The following is a 16,441-nucleotide window of genomic DNA, read 5'->3' as shown; positions in this document are numbered from 1 at the left end:
TGTAATTTATTTAAAGTTGAAATTATTATGCTTTTGCACCCTGCATTGCGCTAATCATGTTTCCGTATATCTGGTTCAGCCTGCCAAGGTTATTTGCCAGCGTTGCAATTTGCTCTTTCGCTTTTATTGCATCAGTTGCTGTTGTATTCATGGCATTGGAAGCTTCATTCAGCTTTCCGTAAAACTGGTTAAGCGCTTTAAGATGATTATTGCTTTCCTGTAATTCCAACTCGTAAATTGTATTTAAAGAAGACAGGTTCTTCGTTAAAACCTGAATTTGTTCATGAAATACCTTAGCACCTTCAGAAGCATTATTGAATGAGTTGGCTGAATTAGCCATGCCAGAATATGCGCTTTTAACTTCATCGAGTGCCTGCGCTGCTTCTTTTGTTTTCTGAGTATAATCGCCGGTGGCTTTTACTACGTCGCTTATTTCACCCATTTTTTCAACGGTAGTGCCCAGTTTTTGAAAACCGGCGCTGAGCTTGCCCAGGTTGGCAGGTGTAATATCTGCTTCTTCAAGCATTTTTTCCATTGTTTTTAATGCAGGGTTTCCCTGTGGCATCGCTGCCGCAGCACCTGCCAGTTTTACCTGGTGATCATCTATAGCCGGGTAATACATATATAATATGCCATATACCAGGAATACAGCAGCTTCAGTGCCTAAACCCAGTTTCAGGAAAAAATCTGCTGATGCGCTATGTAATAATTTTTGTAATGCGCCCCATATAACAACTGCTGCTGCTATGGATACAAAGATGTCTACGACTCTGCTAACTTTTGGAGGAATTGCGGCTGCCATAACTTAATTTTTATTGAAGGGTTTTACCTTTTTATATGATATTGAATTTTTACTATTTCCTGTATTGTGCCGGAAGGTCGATAACACACCTGAACCCTATATAAGATTTGGTGGTATCCTGGTATTCATACTGGCGGGTGCTGGTTTGTAGATAAAACCCAACATCCTTCCAGCTTCCGCCCCTGATTACCTTGCGTTTCATGCTTGGAGGATCGGTATCCAGCGCATTCCACTGAACATCCGGGTTCATATCATGCTGAAAATTATATGAACCTTCATAAAACAAAGAATTCGTCCATTCAGAAACATTACCGGCCATGTTATACAAGCCAAAATCGTTTGGCCAATAGCTATCAGCCCTGACTGTATAAAAACCACCATCTTCCGGATAATTGCCGCGGCCAGGTTTAAAATTGGCCAGCAAACATCCTTTCTTATTTCTTAAATAATAATTACCCCAGGGAAACATAGATTGCGTGCGGCCACCTCTTGCTGCATATTCCCACTCGGCTTCTGAGGGCAGGCGAAAATCGCTTTCCGGCGCTTTTTTATGCCCCTCCAGATAACTGTTGAGATAATGAGTACGCCAGTGGCAAAAAGCATTCGCCTGTTTCCAGTTTACACCTACTACCGGGTACTCGCCAAAAGAAGGGTGGGCGAAATATCTTTTGGTCATCGGTTCATTATAAGAATAAGAGAAATCCCTCATCCAGCATAATGTATCGGGGTAAACTTTTTGATTATAGCGATAGATAAAATCTTTGCGGGCGCGACCGGCATTTTCCCTTTTGGCTGCTTCTTTTAAATTAAAACCCTGAACATTGTAAACAATCATATCAGGGTCTATATCCATTTTACCGTATAACCTGTTATCAGGAGTAAGAATAAGGTCGTTCAGTTTTTCAAGGGTTCCTTTATCGCCCCATTTAATGGAAGCGGCTCTTTTCCAATCAATTGCAGTATCGCCGCCTGTTCCTGTTTTCATAAAACCTAAACGAACGGCAGCAAGCGAATCCCGTACCCAGTAAACAAACCGGCGGTATTCATTATTGGTGATTTCCGTTTTATCCATCCAAAACCCACTGATAGAAACCTGTTTATTGCGTGCAGTGAAATTATAATTTACATCTTCGTCGCTGGGACCCATGTGAAAGGTACCCGGCGGAATATAAGACATGCCAAGCGGCCGCGTCATGCTGCTCCTTGCAGCAGGGGCCACACCATGCAACTGACCATCACCAGCGATTGATTTAGACTTTCCCGATTTATTACAACTAACCACAGCTGTTGATAAAGCAGCAAGAAGTAATATTACAAAGCTTTGGTTTTTCATCCGTTTTCCTTGTTTCTGGCAAATTTTTGAATATGATTATCAATTGCAGATGTTAAAAATATTTTATCCGGCTCTGCATAAGAAATATCAACGCTCAATAACACAAATTATTTTGTTGGTTGAAACTTTTTGTTATAAATCTTTAATTAACTGATTTTTAAACTCCTCAAAGCTGCCTGCAGGTTGAAGACAATTATAATCTTCACAAATATATATTTTAGTTTGATTTGGTAAAATTAGTTTTCCCTGAAGCAAAGGCCACGCTTCATCCGGCTTGCCGGCAGCCTGTATAACCTTTAAAGGAATGTATTCCTGCAAGATTTTCTGTACCAAAGAAGCGTAATTGTCAGCCATTACCACAATTTCCTTCAAACCATATACCAATAAAAGCATATTTAAATTCCATCTCCCGAAAGAAACCGGGTATTTCCCGGCGAAGTTGCCTATATACAAAATCATATCTTCCGACCGCTGTCTCCATTCAGGTATATCAAAATAAACAGAAAGCTTCAGCAGGTTTTCGGCCATCAATGCATTGCCCGAAGGTGTAGCACCATCGTATAATTCAATTTTTCGGAGCAGTACATCTTCCTGGTTATTGGGAGTAAAATAAAAAAAGCGGTTATCACTATCACTAAAAAGCTCAATGCATTTTTCACATAAGGCTTTGGCTTTCAATAAATAATCATTATTTGTAGTTGCCTGCGCCAGCAAGATGTATGCTTTTATAAGCGCAGCATAATCATCTGCAAAAGCCTGCTGCGGGTTGGCCCTTTTATTCCAGCTATGCAATAAAATGCCGGAGTTTGAATGAAACAGGTATTTTTCTACAAAAGCAATATTGCTTTTGGCAAGATTTAGATAAGCTTCGTTGCCAAATGCAGCATAGGCCTTGCATAAAGCAGACAACATCAGGGCATTCCATGATAACAGTACTTTATTATCGAGCCCTGGTTTTATGCGGTTTTGCCTTGCCTTTAATAGAGTTTCTTTAGCTTTTTCAAGTAAAAGCGCAAACTCCTCTTTATTTATTCCCAGCGAAGATGCCACGGATTCAGGGGCTTCAGGCTGCCACAAAATATTGGTATCTTCCCAATTACCGGTTTCTGACACATTAAATACCCGGCAAAATACCTCACTCTCTTTCCCGAGAAGTTGGTCAATTTCCTGTTTGCTCCATACATAATATTTCCCTTCAACGCCCTCACTGTCTGCATCAAGAGCGCTATAAAACCCACCTTCAGGATCAGTTAATTCAGTTTCAACAAAACTGATCGTTTCGGCAACAACCTTTGCATAGGTATTATTTTTTGTGATTTGATAAGCTTCTGTATAAACATCAAGCAGCAAAGCATTATCATAGAGCATTTTTTCAAAATGCGGAATTTGCCAGCGCCTGTCGGTACTGTACCGGCAAAAGCCCCCGCCCAGGTGATCGTATATGCCGCCCATCATCATTTTATCCAGGGATAATAATGCTGTTTTTAACGACCGCTCATTTCCGGAAAAGAAATAATGCCGGAGCAAAAACAATATGGAAAATGTTTGCGGAAATTTTGGCGCCTGCCCAAAACCACCCCACGCTTCATCTGCAACTTTTATAAGGTTTTCAGCAATTGCATTTGTTGTTGCTTTATCTATGGGAGGGGCTCCGGCATGTAAATCCAGAATATTGGCTTTCTGCAAATGCTGTGTAAGTGTTTCTGCCTGTTTGGTTATATCATCGCTTCTTTCATTATAAGCTTTAGCAATAGCCAGTAACACCTGTTGCCAGCTATTGCGGTTCATCATTGGCTTTGGCGGAAAATATGTTCCTCCGTAGAACGGCTTCAGGTCCGGCGTTAAAAAAACATTCAATGGCCATCCGCCGCTGCCCGTAAGCGCCTGCACAGCATCCATATAAATATGGTCGATGTCCGGCCTTTCCTCCCTGTCTATCTTAATATTAATAAAGTTTTCATTCATTATCTGCGCTGTGGCTTCATCTTCAAAGCTTTCGCGTTCCATAACATGGCACCAATGACAGGCAGAATAACCAATGCTAACCAGTACCGGTTTGTTTTCTGCTTTTGCTCTTGTAAGCGCTTCTTCACCCCAGGCATACCAGTTTACAGGATTGTGCGCATGCTGCAGCAGATAAGGACTGGTTTCCTTTATAAGGTTATTGGTGTATTTATGCTGAGTCATGTTAAATCTGTTTCTGCTAAAAATAAAAAATCCCGCTTTAACGGGATTGCTTTACTAATTATTTAGAACCTGTTGGAGTTAATGTATACCGCTCTGACGCCTTTAAAGTTATAAATCTTGATAAGGGGAGAGCCGAAGCGGCTGACCGTTAATTCAAACAGCTCCTTAAGCGGTTTACTTCTTTTTTGATTTGGAAGAAAGATAATTGTCCAAAGCAGAGATCATGCTGGGCGTTTGTGGCGCCGGGGCTTTAATTTCAACCTCCAAACCCGCCGCTTCACCGGCTTTAACCGTATTGTTTCCAAAGGCCCCTATCAGAGTTCCGTTTTGCATAAACTTTGGGTAATTATCAAAAAGGCTGCGGATACCGCTTGGCGTGAAAAAGCAGATAATATCAAAACTATTAGAGTCCATCACCACACGAACATCGTTACTTACAGAGCGGTACATGAATGCCAACTGAAAATCGCAGTTATTATTTTTCAACCAGGTTACAATTTCATTGTCCTGCTGGTTTTCACTGCACACATACAAAAATTTTTCGTTCTCTTTATGTTTATTAATTACATCAAACATGCTTTTATTGGTACCATCGGTGCCATAAAAAACCTTGCGTTTGCGGTAAAGAATAAATTTTTGAAGGTAGAGCGCCACAGCCTCGGTAATACAGAAATACTTATTGTCCTGGCTAATAGAAACCTTCATTTCATCACACATTCTGAAAAAATGATCTATAGCATTGCGGCTTGTAAATATTACTGCTGAATATAGATTTATATCAATCTTCTGTTTGCGAAATTCCCTTGCTGAAATAGCTTCAAGTTTTATAAATGGATGGAAGGTTAACTTAATTGCATACTTGCGTTCCAATTCAAAGTAGGGAGATTTTTCGCTCTCGGGCTTTGGCTGAGTAATTAAAACTTGTACGGATCCTTTACCAGTAGATTTCTTTTCACCGTTTTTAATCATGCGTAGTGCTCGATTTATATAATAATTTATCTAATGCTGGTTTGCTGAAATAAAACCTTGTAAATGACAAGCAACGGTATTATTTCCACAGCGCAAAGGTAAACAAAAAAGTGAAATGCGGTTACACTAAGGTTTTTGCGGATACGGGCTAATGAAACAATGTATCTTACAGCCAGCGAAAAAACTACCAGGCATAAAACTATTGTTATGGCTATGCTTTTTATTCTATCATTAGAATAGGCAATTAAAAATAAAAGCGGTATAACCAAGATGCCAAGCAGCTTGTTTACAAGAAAAACAACAAACCTGTATTCGGTGGCTGCTTCCTTTGCATTAAATACCCAGCCTGTAAAACTTATAACAAGATATTTTACGCTGTATGCTAATAACAAAATGCCTGTTGAATAAACAAATAATTCCCAAAAAGGCAGCGATGACCATTTTTCAGACCCGGCATATAAAGTAATAAAAACGCCCCCGCATAATGCAAACAGTATATTTAGCATAAATGCCGGGAAAAAGTTTTGCGCCATTTGCTCCCGCGTTTGTGTTTGCCGGAAAGTTGCCTGGAAAGACAATGTAAAAAGGCTATCGAAATATTTGGGAAATGCGGCTTTTATAAGTGAGAGGAAGAACAGGATAAAAATGAGGATATAAAAAATTTCATCAGTGTTGGTTGCAGCTTTTTCTACGCCGGGCATTAATTTAATTTTTTTAGCAGCCAAAGAATCTCTTTTTGCAGCAGCTGTTGCAGCAAGCCTTATCGAATCGTGTTTAAGCGAATCGCTTTGCAACGAATCCCGCTGTAATGAATCTGCAATATTTGGTTTTACTATTAATACACGCGTTGAATCTTTAACTGAATCAATTTTCTTAACAGTAGCTTTGGCGCCTGAATCTTTAAGCGTTGCAACATTCTTTTTTATTTGGCCTGCCTGTATTGTATCATTCAGCTTTTTTTGAATACCTGTATCATTCTTTTTTTTGCGAATGCCGGTATCCGTCAATTTGCCGGGAATAATGGTGTCATGCAATGCCCTGCGGGCATTGGTGTCATTAATTTTCTTACGGCTTCCTGTATCCTGTGCCAACAGGAAAACAGGCAGTATCAGAAAAAATAATATAACGGATAAGTGTTTCAACAGAATGCGCAAAAGTAATTTACCCAAACAAACAAGCATACACATTTATACTTTCAACGCCTAAATTTTTATTAAACTATTTTTGCAGCGGGCATTTACCCTGAACAACTTTATTAAACACAATGGCAGGCATTTATATTCATATTCCTTTTTGCAGAAAAGCCTGTCATTACTGCAATTTTCATTTCTCTGTTTCTCAAAAGCTGCTGCCGCAAACTATAAATGCCATGGCACATGAAATGATATTAAGGCGTGACTACCTGAATGAAAAAATTGAAACGGTTTATTTCGGTGGCGGAACACCCTCGCTGTTGCATCCTGATGATATTAATTTATTAATGGATAAAATGTTTTCAATTTTTGATGTTGTGCCTGATGCAGAAATCACACTGGAAGCGAATCCTGATGATATAACTGCACAAAAATTATTGTTTTGGAAAAGCGCCGGTATAAACCGCCTGAGCATTGGTACACAAAGTTTTTCAGAAGCCGATCTGCAATGGATGAACCGCGCCCACAATGCACAACAGGCTTATAAAAGTATTGAGCTTGCCGTGCAAACCGGGTTTAGCAATATATCAACGGATTTTATTTACGGCACGCCTGATTTAACCAATGAACAGTGGCTGCAAAACCTCGAAACGGCGCATGAATTAAACATTCCGCACCTTTCCTGTTATGCACTTACAGTGGAGCCAAATACAGCATTGAAAAAGATGATTGATTTGCAGAAAAAGGAAGATGTGGATGCAGAAAAACAAAGCATTCAATTTGAACTGCTCATGCAATGGGCGGCTGATAAAGGGTATGAACATTATGAAATTTCAAACTTTGCGAAACCCGGTTTCAGAAGCAGGCACAACAGCAGTTACTGGCAGGGAAAACAGTACCTGGGTTTAGGGCCTTCGGCACATTCATTCAATGGCAATACAAGGCAGTGGAACATTTCAAATAATGCACTCTATATTGAAAGCATTAATAAAAATATTGTGCCGTTTGAAAAAGAAGAGCTTTCATCAACCCAAAAAATTAATGAATACTTAATGACAGCGCTAAGAACGAATGAAGGCATTGTGTTGCATCATCTTGAACTGTTGTCAGGAAAAGAAATTACGGCCGGTATTATAAAAGATGCAAACAGGTTTATTCGGCAACATTTGCTGGAAAGAAAAAATGATGCATTAATACTTACATCAAAAGGAAAGTTGTTTGCAGATGGCATTGCGGCAGATCTGTTCAGGTAAAACATTTATTTCAACCTGTATATAAGCCTTCCGTCAATAAAATCAGCTACCTGTTTATGCGCCAAAAGGTTTACACCTATAGACCACCTGTTTTTTATGTTATAGCTCAGGCCCCAGCGATGATAGATGGTATGATACAAGTCGCGGTAAGTTGTATTATACACTTTTGTTTGCTTATGAATATAAAAACCCAGCTCCTGGCTAAATGTGAACCTGTTTAATAAAAACCGGTGACCAATCAATAACCCTGCAAACGTGTTGGAAGAAGTATCGCCCACAATATATTCTTTTGTGCTGCGCAAACCGCCATCATAATAAATTTCTGCACCGGCTGTAAGTGCATCAATATTGCTTATTTGCTTTATAGCGGTTACGGATGTGCCTATTAAAAAATTTCTTGCAACAGACGTATCTCTTTTATACCCGCTTTTCGGCGAATAAAATATTGCTGCTTCAAAATGCATTGGCTGATGACGCCACGAAGTATCACTCCCATGATTATATACGGGCAGCCGCGTGGAATAGGCATAGTATTGCAATCCTATGGATGCGTTTATATAGTTTACACCAGCGTTGGGCTCTTTAAACCCTGCATTTGAAGCATGAAAAAAACCGCCCATTCCATATAAGGCAAAATGCTTGCTTAAAGGATAAGAAAGGCCAAGATCTAACTGGAGATAACTGTTAATATGCGTGCTGTAACTATGATTAGAAGGGTTTTTTATGGCATCATAAGGATTGGTAAAATAAGCAAGTCCACCGCTGGCACGTAGTAATAATTTTAAATTGTTACCTACACGGAAATTTGGTTCAACAAAATAAGATAGGGCATACGCCTGTCCTAAAAAATTGCGGTTATAATTTGTGTAAGTAAAGCTGAAGCCGGTGCGCGGATAAGAATTATATTTGTTTTTTATGTCACTGCCGGTACGTAAATGTGAATATTCCAGTTCAAAACCATAAGGGTTTATACCCTTTACATTTTCCACGTGCACACTGTGGGCAAACATAAATCCAAAATGATAGCGGGCTGCTAAAACAACCTGCTTTAAACTATCAGTATTATATCTCTTTTGTGCATTAGTATTTATGAATGCAGCAAGTAAAAAAAACAGTAACAGTTTTCGTAGAACCATAGGCGAGTGGCTTCAAATGTAAAAAACAATTAAAGTTTTTGCAACAGTTCAAGAAATAAACGCATTCCTTTTAATTTTTCTTCTGAAATTTTATAAGAAATATTCTGTGTGAAATATGCACGCAGGTTATAGAAATCACAGGAAACGTTTTGCAGCACAGCCTCAATGTTATTAATGCCTTCTGCGTTTTTCGCATTGAACAACTCAAGAAAATCTGCAGGAAGTTCCTTGTTAGCTATCCAGGCTGCAAATACAAAAGGTAAACCTGTCATGGTTATCCATTCGCCGGCAAGATCATAAATAAATTTTGATTTATTTCTTTGCTTTAATGCCCTGTCACCAATTAATACACCTGCTGTGGTGCCCTTAATATCTTCTGAAAAATCTTTTTGGGCATCTTCCAGCACAATATTTTTTTTCCAATGATTTTTCAGCAATACTTTAAAAAGGTTAACCGAAGTTCTGCTTTGATAATCCAGCAAAACTTTTTCAACCTTATCTATTTCAACATCACTGAACAAACAAACGGAAGCCACATTGCCTTCGGCGCCAATACAATAATCAGAAACAATGTAATGTTCCTTTAGCTGCGGTATTATGGCTACGGGCACAAGCCCCACATCAATATCGCCGTCAATTAATTGTTTTGCTATTTTGGAAGGATAATCTTTTAAGAGTTCAATTTGCTGCATTAATTCGGCGGAACGTTCTACTCCAAATAATAAAGGCTTTGTATTAAGATAACTTACTGCCCCAACTTTAATCTTCTTCAATTGTTTAAATTAATTTTGCGTGCAAAAATAAACAGTCGGCAGTCGATAGTCAACAGTCAATAGTTAAAAAGATGCTGTGGACCATTGGCTATTGACGATGGACTGACAAATTATGGAACTTAATAATCTTACCGCCATTTCCCCGGTTGATGGCCGCTATCGCAGGCAGGTTGCGCAACTTGACGAATATTTTTCAGAGTATGCTTTAATTAAATACCGCGTGCTTATTGAAGTGCATTATTTTATTTTCCTGGCTGAAAAAAAATTTTTTAAGCTTGATACAAAAGCCAAACAAAAGCTAAATGCCATTGCAGAAAATTTTAGTTTAACCGATGCTGAGCAGGTAAAGCAAATTGAAACTGTTACCAATCACGATGTGAAAGCAGTTGAATATTTCCTGAAACAGGAAATGGAAAAGGCAGGCATTGCGGCTGAAAAAGAATGGGTGCACTTCGGGCTTACTTCGCAAGACATTAATAATACGGCCATCCCGCTAAGCTGGAAAAACTGTCTGGAACAGGAATACCTGCCTGCTGTTATTAATCTTCAGAAAAAAATAAATACACTTGCTGAAAGCTGGAAAGATATTCCCATGCTGGCCCACACACACGGGCAGCCTGCATCGCCAACAAAGCTGGGAAAAGAGCTGATGGTTTTTGTTGAACGTTTACAAAACCAGGTGCAGTTATTATCTGAAATTCCTGTTGCAGCAAAATTTGGCGGCGCCACCGGCAATTTCAATGCGCATAAAATTGCGTTTCCAAAAACTGACTGGCTAAAATTTGGCAATGAATTTATAGAAAGCCTCGGCATGCAGCGTCTTCAGCACACCACCCAAATTGAACACTATGATTATTTCGCTGCTTATTTCGATGGCATAAAGCGCATTAATAATATCTTAATTGATTTATGCCGCGATATGTGGATGTATATAAGCATGGAATATTTTAAGCAGAAAGTAAAGAAGAATGAAGTAGGCTCGTCGGCCATGCCACATAAAGTAAATCCGATTGATTTTGAAAATGCAGAAGGAAACCTTGGAATGGCCAATGCCATATTTGAACATTTTGCTGCAAAGCTGCCCGTAAGCCGTTTGCAAAGAGACCTTACGGATTCTACTGTTTTAAGAAATCTTGGTGTTCCGGTGGCACACACACTTATTTCAATACGGTCAATTGAAAAAGGATTGGATAAACTGCTGCTGAATGAACGAAAGCTGAATGAAGACCTTGAAGACAACTGGGCAGTTGTGGCTGAAGCTATTCAGACCATTTTAAGAAGGGAAAATTATCCAAATCCTTACGAGGCACTGAAAGCACTAACACGCGGTAATGCAACGATCGATAAAGCATCTATTCATAAATTTATTGACGGGCTTAAAATAAGCGCTTCAATAAAAAAAGAACTAAAAAAAATTACGCCGCAAAATTATACAGGCATATAGCGTTTTGCGAAGGCTAACACCTGTATTAAACAAAAGCTTCCTGGCTTATTGTTTTGGTAAACATTAATCCTTCTTTAAAGACCTCCGGTCTTTTCAAAGATTCGATGGCTTCGTTTGCCAGGCTGTTCAAAAGCTGTTTGTCTGCCTGTTTGTTTTGCTGTATAAGCCTCCTGGTTACTACAATCCGCAACAAAGTAGAAAGTTCCACTTTATGTTGCATCTGGTTTCTTTTTCTGTGAATCATAATAGTATTTTTATAGGTTATTAATTACAGCGCAAAATTGAGCGTTATTGCAATGAATAAAAAGCTTATTAAGGCAGAATGCAATTTTTAAGTAACCGGGTGCTGAAAAATGAGTTTAAATTGAAAAGATGGTGGCCGGGAATGGCGCAATTATTAAACCTGATAAATAGTGTTTAAACCAATTGCTGTTCAAATAATTTTTACTATTAGCTTTTAGCATTTATTTTTGCCGAAAATTAAATCTGATGGCTGAGCATAAATCTTCTGCAAACTATTGGCTTCGTTTTGTTGGATGGTTAGTAGTTTTAGCTTTGTTTATTATCTTCTACCCCCAGTTATTGTGGATGTCTTTTCCGGGTATTGTAACCAATTTCGTGCTCGCACTTGGTTTAATGGATCTATAATTTTATCCCATTAAATCAAGCAGTTCCTGTAATTCTCCATCTGTTTTTATTAATACATCCCTGGCTTTGCTGCCAAGGTTAGGCCCTACCACACCTGCCTGCTCCAGTTGATCCATCAACCTTCCTGCGCGGTTATAGCCTAATTTCATCCTGCGTTGTATAAGCGAAGTGCTTCCCATCTGGTTTTGAACAATCAGTCGTGCTGCATCTTCAAACAACGGATCCCGGTCGCTGAGATCAAAATCTTTTCCTTCCATCTCTTTTTCATCGGTGTATTCCGGTAGCTGGAAGGCTTGCGGGTAAGCCTGCTGCTCACCAATAAATTCGCATACTTTTTCAACTTCGGGTGTATCAACAAAAGCGCACTGCAAACGCGTAAGCTCACCGTTATAACTGATTAGCATATCACCTTTGCCAATTAATTGTTCCGCACCGCCTGTATCAAGAATAGTGCGGCTATCAATTTTAGATGAAACCTTAAATGCAATACGCGCAGGGAAGTTAGCCTTGATAGTGCCGGTAATAATATTTACAGAAGGGCGTTGTGTTGCAATGATTAAGTGAATACCCACGGCACGCGCTAACTGCGCCAAACGTGCAATCGGCATTTCAATTTCCTTGCCTGCGGTCATAATTAAATCAGCAAATTCATCAATGACCAACACAATAAATGGTAAAAATTCATGCCCTTTTTTGGGGTTGAGCTTGCGGTTAACAAATTTTTCGTTGTACTCTTTAATGTTGCGGCAACTGGCTTCCTTCAGCAAATCGTACCGTATATCCATTAAAGTTGCCAATGCATTTAAAGTATGAACCACTTTTTTTGTATCGGTGATGATAGGCTCTTCCTCACCGGGAAGCTTAGCCAGAAAATGGCGCTCAATAACGCGGTATAAACTCAACTCTACTTTCTTGGGATCAACCAAAATAAACTTTAGCTGCGATGGATGTTTTTTATATAGCAGTGAAACAAGCAGCGTATTAATACCAACTGATTTTCCTTGCCCTGTTGCGCCTGCCATCAATAAATGCGGCATGGCAGCCAAATCAACAATGAAGTTCTCATTGTCAATTTTTTTACCAAGCGCAATGGGCAGCGAGTAATTATTGTTTTTAAATTTTTCACTGTTCAGTAAGGTTTTCATGCTCACAATCGTCTTCTTCAGATTGGGCACTTCAATACCAACTGTGCCACGGCCGGGTATTGGAGCGATGATACGAATACCCAGTGCTGCAAGACTTAAAGCAATATCATCTTCCAGGTTTTTAATGCGGCTGATGCGTACACCCGGCGCCGGAACAATTTCATATAAAGTTACAGTGGGGCCTACCGTTGCCGCGATGCGCTGTATCAGAATATCATAGTTTTTTAGCGTATCTATAATTTGGTTCTTATTGGCTTCCAGCTCTGCGGGATCATGTACAATTTTTTCACTGCCGTGTGTTTCCAATAAACTTAATTCCGGGTAATTATAATTGCGCAAATCTAAAGTGGGGTCATAATTAACGGTTGCTAATTCATCGCTTCTTATTTCCAAAGCATGATCATCAATCTGAATTTCTTTTGGTTCTTCAACAATCTGTTCATCATCTTCCTCTCCATCTTCAATAATCTCTTTTATTTCAAGCTCCATTTCAGTTGGCTGCAACGGCTTTTTCTGTTTCTGGTTATCTTTTACAGGCCTTTCCTTTTCGCCTGAATTTTCTATATGAATCAGCGGTGTTCCTATTTCCGCGCCATTATCAGCCTCATTTTTCTCTATTAAACCCAGGCCGGATGATTCTTCATTTGCTTCGGGCATAATAACAACGATGTTCCCATCTTCATGCATACCAGGCCCATCCGTTTTAAGCTTGTTATTATTGGTTAAAACATCATTTGTTTCAGCAGCATACCTTTCATTTATGGAAACAGATTCTTCAGGCGTATAATAAATATCCTCATATTCTTTGTTGAAAATATTTTTATCATCCTTATGAAGCGGCATGGCGTCTTCAGTTGGGATTAGCTGTTGCCTTACTTTCCTTTCGGGCAGCTTAAAGCTGGGATTAAATCTCCAGATAACATAGGCCAGAAAAACAACAATTAGCAAAGCGGCCGTACCCAAATTACCAATTAACCGTACAAGCCCGTCCACCATCAGGTCGCCGGCGGAGCCACCCCAGGCAAAATTTCTGCCGAAGAAAAAGGAAAATACAACGCTTAAAACGATAAGGCCGGCAATAAGATAACGCAGGTTACGGGCAAGATTAAAAACCTTCTTTCCAAATAAAAGGTTTACGCCTAACACGAAAAAAAAGGTGCAAAATAAAAAGGAAGCGATGCCGAAGCCGTCATTCATAAATAAGTCGGAAGCATAAGCACCAAGTACACCCAGCAGGTTATCTACATGCACATTGTCGCGCACAAAAACGCTTAATCCCGTTGCCACTTCATCCTGATCCTGTTGCCATGTAAAAAAGTAAGAAAGAAAAGCTATGGTAAGAAATGCACAAATAAGCAGGCTTACTGCACCGGCTATTTTCGAAGTACGTTCATCCTTTACAACTTCTTTTATTGTTACTTCCTGCTCTTTATCAGGATTAAGTTTTTCAGCGCTGGGCGCTTTACTATTTTTCTTTTTTAACCTGTTAGCCATACCTCAATACAACAACAAATATAACGGAGTTAAATAAAGGCTTATTATCCTTTGGCAGGAGTGTGCGTAATTACTAAAGCAAAAATAGTTTTCAACAATGATACAAATATGGCTTATAATGACTATAGCCTAACAGTTTTACACAGGAATAAATAATGCGGGTATGATATTAATAAGCGTTCTTTTCCCCTTTAAATATATTGAATATGGTAAGAAAGATTATTCTTATGTCGAGCATTAACGACCAGTTTTCCATATACCATATATCATGTTCTACCCTTTTTTCCATTAATATGGGGTTTGAAGTTTCACCGCGGTAACCATTTATTTGCGCCCAGCCTGTTACACCAGGCTTTAAGAAATGGCGAATCATATATTGCTCAATTAATTTGCTGTATTCTTCTGTATGTCTCAGCATGTGAGGGCGCGGCCCGCAAAGGCTCATATCCCCCATGAACACATTAAAAAACTGCGGAAATTCATCAAGGCTTGTTTTTCGCATGAAAGCCCCGATTTTAGTAATGCGGCTATCGTTCTTTTGCGCTTGTTTATAATCGCTGTCTTTATTAACGGCCATACTGCGAAACTTCATACAGCGAAAAGTTTTATTATCCTTACCGGAACGTTCCTGTATAAAGAAAACCGGGCCCCTTGAAGATAATTTAATCAGTATGCCCAATAAAGGTGTAAGCCATGACATTATGAAGATGATAACCAAACTGCTCACAACAATATCAAAAGCCCTTTTCTTAACGCGGTTAAAGAAAATATCCAGCGGCTCATTTCGTAAAGCCATAATGGACATCTGGTTTAACTTGTCAATTTCCACCAGGTTATAAATGGCGTTCGCTGGCGAAGCACCTGCGGCAACAAAACGAAGACGCACCATATTTGCTTCGGCCCTTTTTACCAGTTCAGGCAGTTCAGGATGTTCTGAAGGCAAAACAGTGGAGTAAATTTCCCGCACTTTATTTTCAACGGCGTAATTCACACAATCTTTTATAGGGAAGAAGGGGTCTTTTGTATTAGGCTGTTTAACGCCGGTTCCATCAGAAAAAAAAGCAAGCAACTCATAAAACTTATCATTCTTATGAAAATATTCGGCCAGTTGCTGGGCTTTATCATTATAACCTATAATTGCTATTCGCCTTGGCGGTACTGTTTTAACAGTTATGTTTTTTAAGAAAAATTCAGCTAAATAAGTTTGAAAGAAACGGCTTATTAAAACGAAAAAACCTGCTGTTATAAAATAAACAATGGCCGTGCGGTTAAGAAATTCCAGTTTAAAGAAGCTATAGTTTATGAGCTGCATCAAACCATATAAAAAAAGTATTTGCACCGCGAATACGCGCCATGATTGGCGATAAGTTCTTTCAATTTCGGAAATTATATTATAAGTGTATAACCTGAAAAAATAAGCAATGCTAAGCCAGGATACATTAACGGTTACAATAGACAAAACAAGAAAAGAAACGTTGTAATAATCATAAGATATTAAAATACTTACTGTAGCAGCAAGGTTTATAAGCACAAAATCAGTAAGCAATAATACGGAACGTAAAAATTGAAATTCTTTGTTGCCCATTTTAATAAATTAATTAATCTTTCATAGGGGGCATTAGTTCTAACCTTAGGCTAGAACTCACAAAAATAGTGGATTAATGGTTAAGTAAACACAGAAATATGTAAGTTTCAAGTTCAATCCCTGTTTTTATGCAAAGAAAAAACAGGATTAGATACCTGGCACAACAATAACATTACTAAAATATTATTATCTATCATATACCGGCTTGGAGTAAAAATCATAGCATACTTATATTTTTAACTCACGTTATAAGAATTAAATAAAAAGATTCTATATAGGCTATCTTTATCAAACCAAATAATTGCTTAATCAACTCTTTTCAACTAAAAACATCTATGTCTAAAAAAGCTTTAATTACCGGTATTACCGGCCAGGATGGCGCTTACCTTACCGAGTTATTGTTATCAAAAGGGTATGAAGTGCATGGTATAAAACGAAGAAGTTCTTTATTTAACACCGACCGCATAGACCATCTGTACCAGGATCCACACGATAAGAATGTAATGCTTAAACTGCATTATGGCGACCTCACAGATTCA

The 16,441-nt window shown here is 38.8% G+C and carries 13 protein-coding genes; 3 read left to right on the top strand and 10 right to left on the bottom strand.

Annotated elements, in window-relative coordinates; genetic code table 11:
- Positions 1-25 precede the first annotated feature (25 nt).
- The 5 genes from gldL to ACTHN6_RS03055 all read right to left on the bottom strand — a co-directional run bounded on the left by gldL (position 26) and on the right by ACTHN6_RS03055 (position 6,433).
- Positions 26-802, bottom strand: coding sequence for a T9SS inner membrane protein PorL/GldL (gene gldL, locus ACTHN6_RS03075; RefSeq protein WP_440434243.1), 777 nt, complete (start codon positions 800-802; stop codon positions 26-28).
- A 52-nt stretch (positions 803-854) separates the two neighbouring features.
- Positions 855-2,135 carry an SUMF1/EgtB/PvdO family nonheme iron enzyme gene (locus ACTHN6_RS03070; RefSeq protein ID WP_440434242.1) on the bottom strand — a complete coding sequence of 427 codons (1,281 nt, stop codon included), beginning with the start codon at positions 2,133-2,135 and terminating at the stop codon, positions 855-857.
- A 132-nt stretch (positions 2,136-2,267) separates the two neighbouring features.
- Positions 2,268-4,322 (bottom strand): thioredoxin domain-containing protein, encoded by a 2,055-nt coding sequence (locus ACTHN6_RS03065; protein WP_440434241.1) that lies wholly within the window; start codon positions 4,320-4,322, stop codon positions 2,268-2,270.
- Positions 4,323-4,496: 174 nt separating this feature from the next.
- Positions 4,497-5,291 (bottom strand): uroporphyrinogen-III synthase, encoded by a 795-nt coding sequence (locus ACTHN6_RS03060; RefSeq protein ID WP_440434240.1) that lies wholly within the window; start codon positions 5,289-5,291, stop codon positions 4,497-4,499.
- A 26-nt stretch (positions 5,292-5,317) separates the two neighbouring features.
- Positions 5,318-6,433 carry a DUF4271 domain-containing protein gene (locus tag ACTHN6_RS03055; RefSeq protein ID WP_440434239.1) on the bottom strand — a complete coding sequence of 372 codons (1,116 nt, stop codon included), beginning with the start codon at positions 6,431-6,433 and terminating at the stop codon, positions 5,318-5,320.
- A gap of 122 nt (positions 6,434-6,555) precedes the next feature.
- Between ACTHN6_RS03055 and hemW the strand changes: the two genes are divergently transcribed.
- Positions 6,556-7,677 (top strand): radical SAM family heme chaperone HemW, encoded by a 1,122-nt coding sequence (gene hemW, locus ACTHN6_RS03050; RefSeq protein ID WP_440434238.1) that lies wholly within the window; start codon positions 6,556-6,558, stop codon positions 7,675-7,677.
- A 5-nt stretch (positions 7,678-7,682) separates the two neighbouring features.
- Here hemW and ACTHN6_RS03045 read toward each other — a convergent pair whose 3' ends face one another.
- Together ACTHN6_RS03045 and ACTHN6_RS03040 are read right to left on the bottom strand one after the other, a co-directional pair.
- A complete protein-coding gene (locus ACTHN6_RS03045; protein WP_440434237.1) occupies positions 7,683-8,813 on the bottom strand; it encodes an acyloxyacyl hydrolase in 1,131 nt (376 codons plus the stop codon).
- Positions 8,814-8,842: 29 nt separating this feature from the next.
- Positions 8,843-9,586: a menaquinone biosynthetic enzyme MqnA/MqnD family protein gene (locus ACTHN6_RS03040; protein ID WP_440434236.1), complete on the bottom strand. Its 744-nt coding sequence runs from the start codon at positions 9,584-9,586 to the stop codon at positions 8,843-8,845.
- 112 nt (positions 9,587-9,698) lie between these two features.
- On the opposite strand from ACTHN6_RS03040, the gene purB reads away from it, so the two are divergent.
- Positions 9,699-11,030, top strand: coding sequence for an adenylosuccinate lyase (gene purB / locus ACTHN6_RS03035; protein WP_440434235.1), 1,332 nt, complete (start codon positions 9,699-9,701; stop codon positions 11,028-11,030).
- Between the two features lie 25 nt (positions 11,031-11,055).
- On the opposite strand, the gene ACTHN6_RS03030 is transcribed toward purB, so the two are convergent.
- The 3 genes from ACTHN6_RS03030 to ACTHN6_RS03020 all read right to left on the bottom strand — a co-directional run bounded on the left by ACTHN6_RS03030 (position 11,056) and on the right by ACTHN6_RS03020 (position 15,902).
- Positions 11,056-11,274: a hypothetical protein gene (locus ACTHN6_RS03030; protein WP_440434234.1), complete on the bottom strand. Its 219-nt coding sequence runs from the start codon at positions 11,272-11,274 to the stop codon at positions 11,056-11,058.
- A 406-nt stretch (positions 11,275-11,680) separates the two neighbouring features.
- A complete protein-coding gene (locus ACTHN6_RS03025) occupies positions 11,681-14,317 on the bottom strand; it encodes a DNA translocase FtsK (RefSeq protein ID WP_440434233.1) in 2,637 nt (878 codons plus the stop codon).
- 169 nt (positions 14,318-14,486) lie between these two features.
- Positions 14,487-15,902 carry an undecaprenyl-phosphate glucose phosphotransferase gene (locus ACTHN6_RS03020; RefSeq protein ID WP_440434232.1) on the bottom strand — a complete coding sequence of 472 codons (1,416 nt, stop codon included), beginning with the start codon at positions 15,900-15,902 and terminating at the stop codon, positions 14,487-14,489.
- Between the two features lie 335 nt (positions 15,903-16,237).
- Between ACTHN6_RS03020 and ACTHN6_RS03015 the strand changes: the two genes are divergently transcribed.
- The coding region (locus tag ACTHN6_RS03015; protein WP_440434231.1) for a GDP-mannose 4,6-dehydratase at positions 16,238-16,441 on the top strand (204 nt) is incomplete at its 3' end.

The organism is Parafilimonas sp. (assembly GCF_051953455.1).
Lineage (GTDB): Bacteria > Bacteroidota > Bacteroidia > Chitinophagales > Chitinophagaceae > Parafilimonas.
Note: the sequence above shows the minus strand (reverse complement) of the source record. Positions and strands in the feature narration are given on the sequence as shown.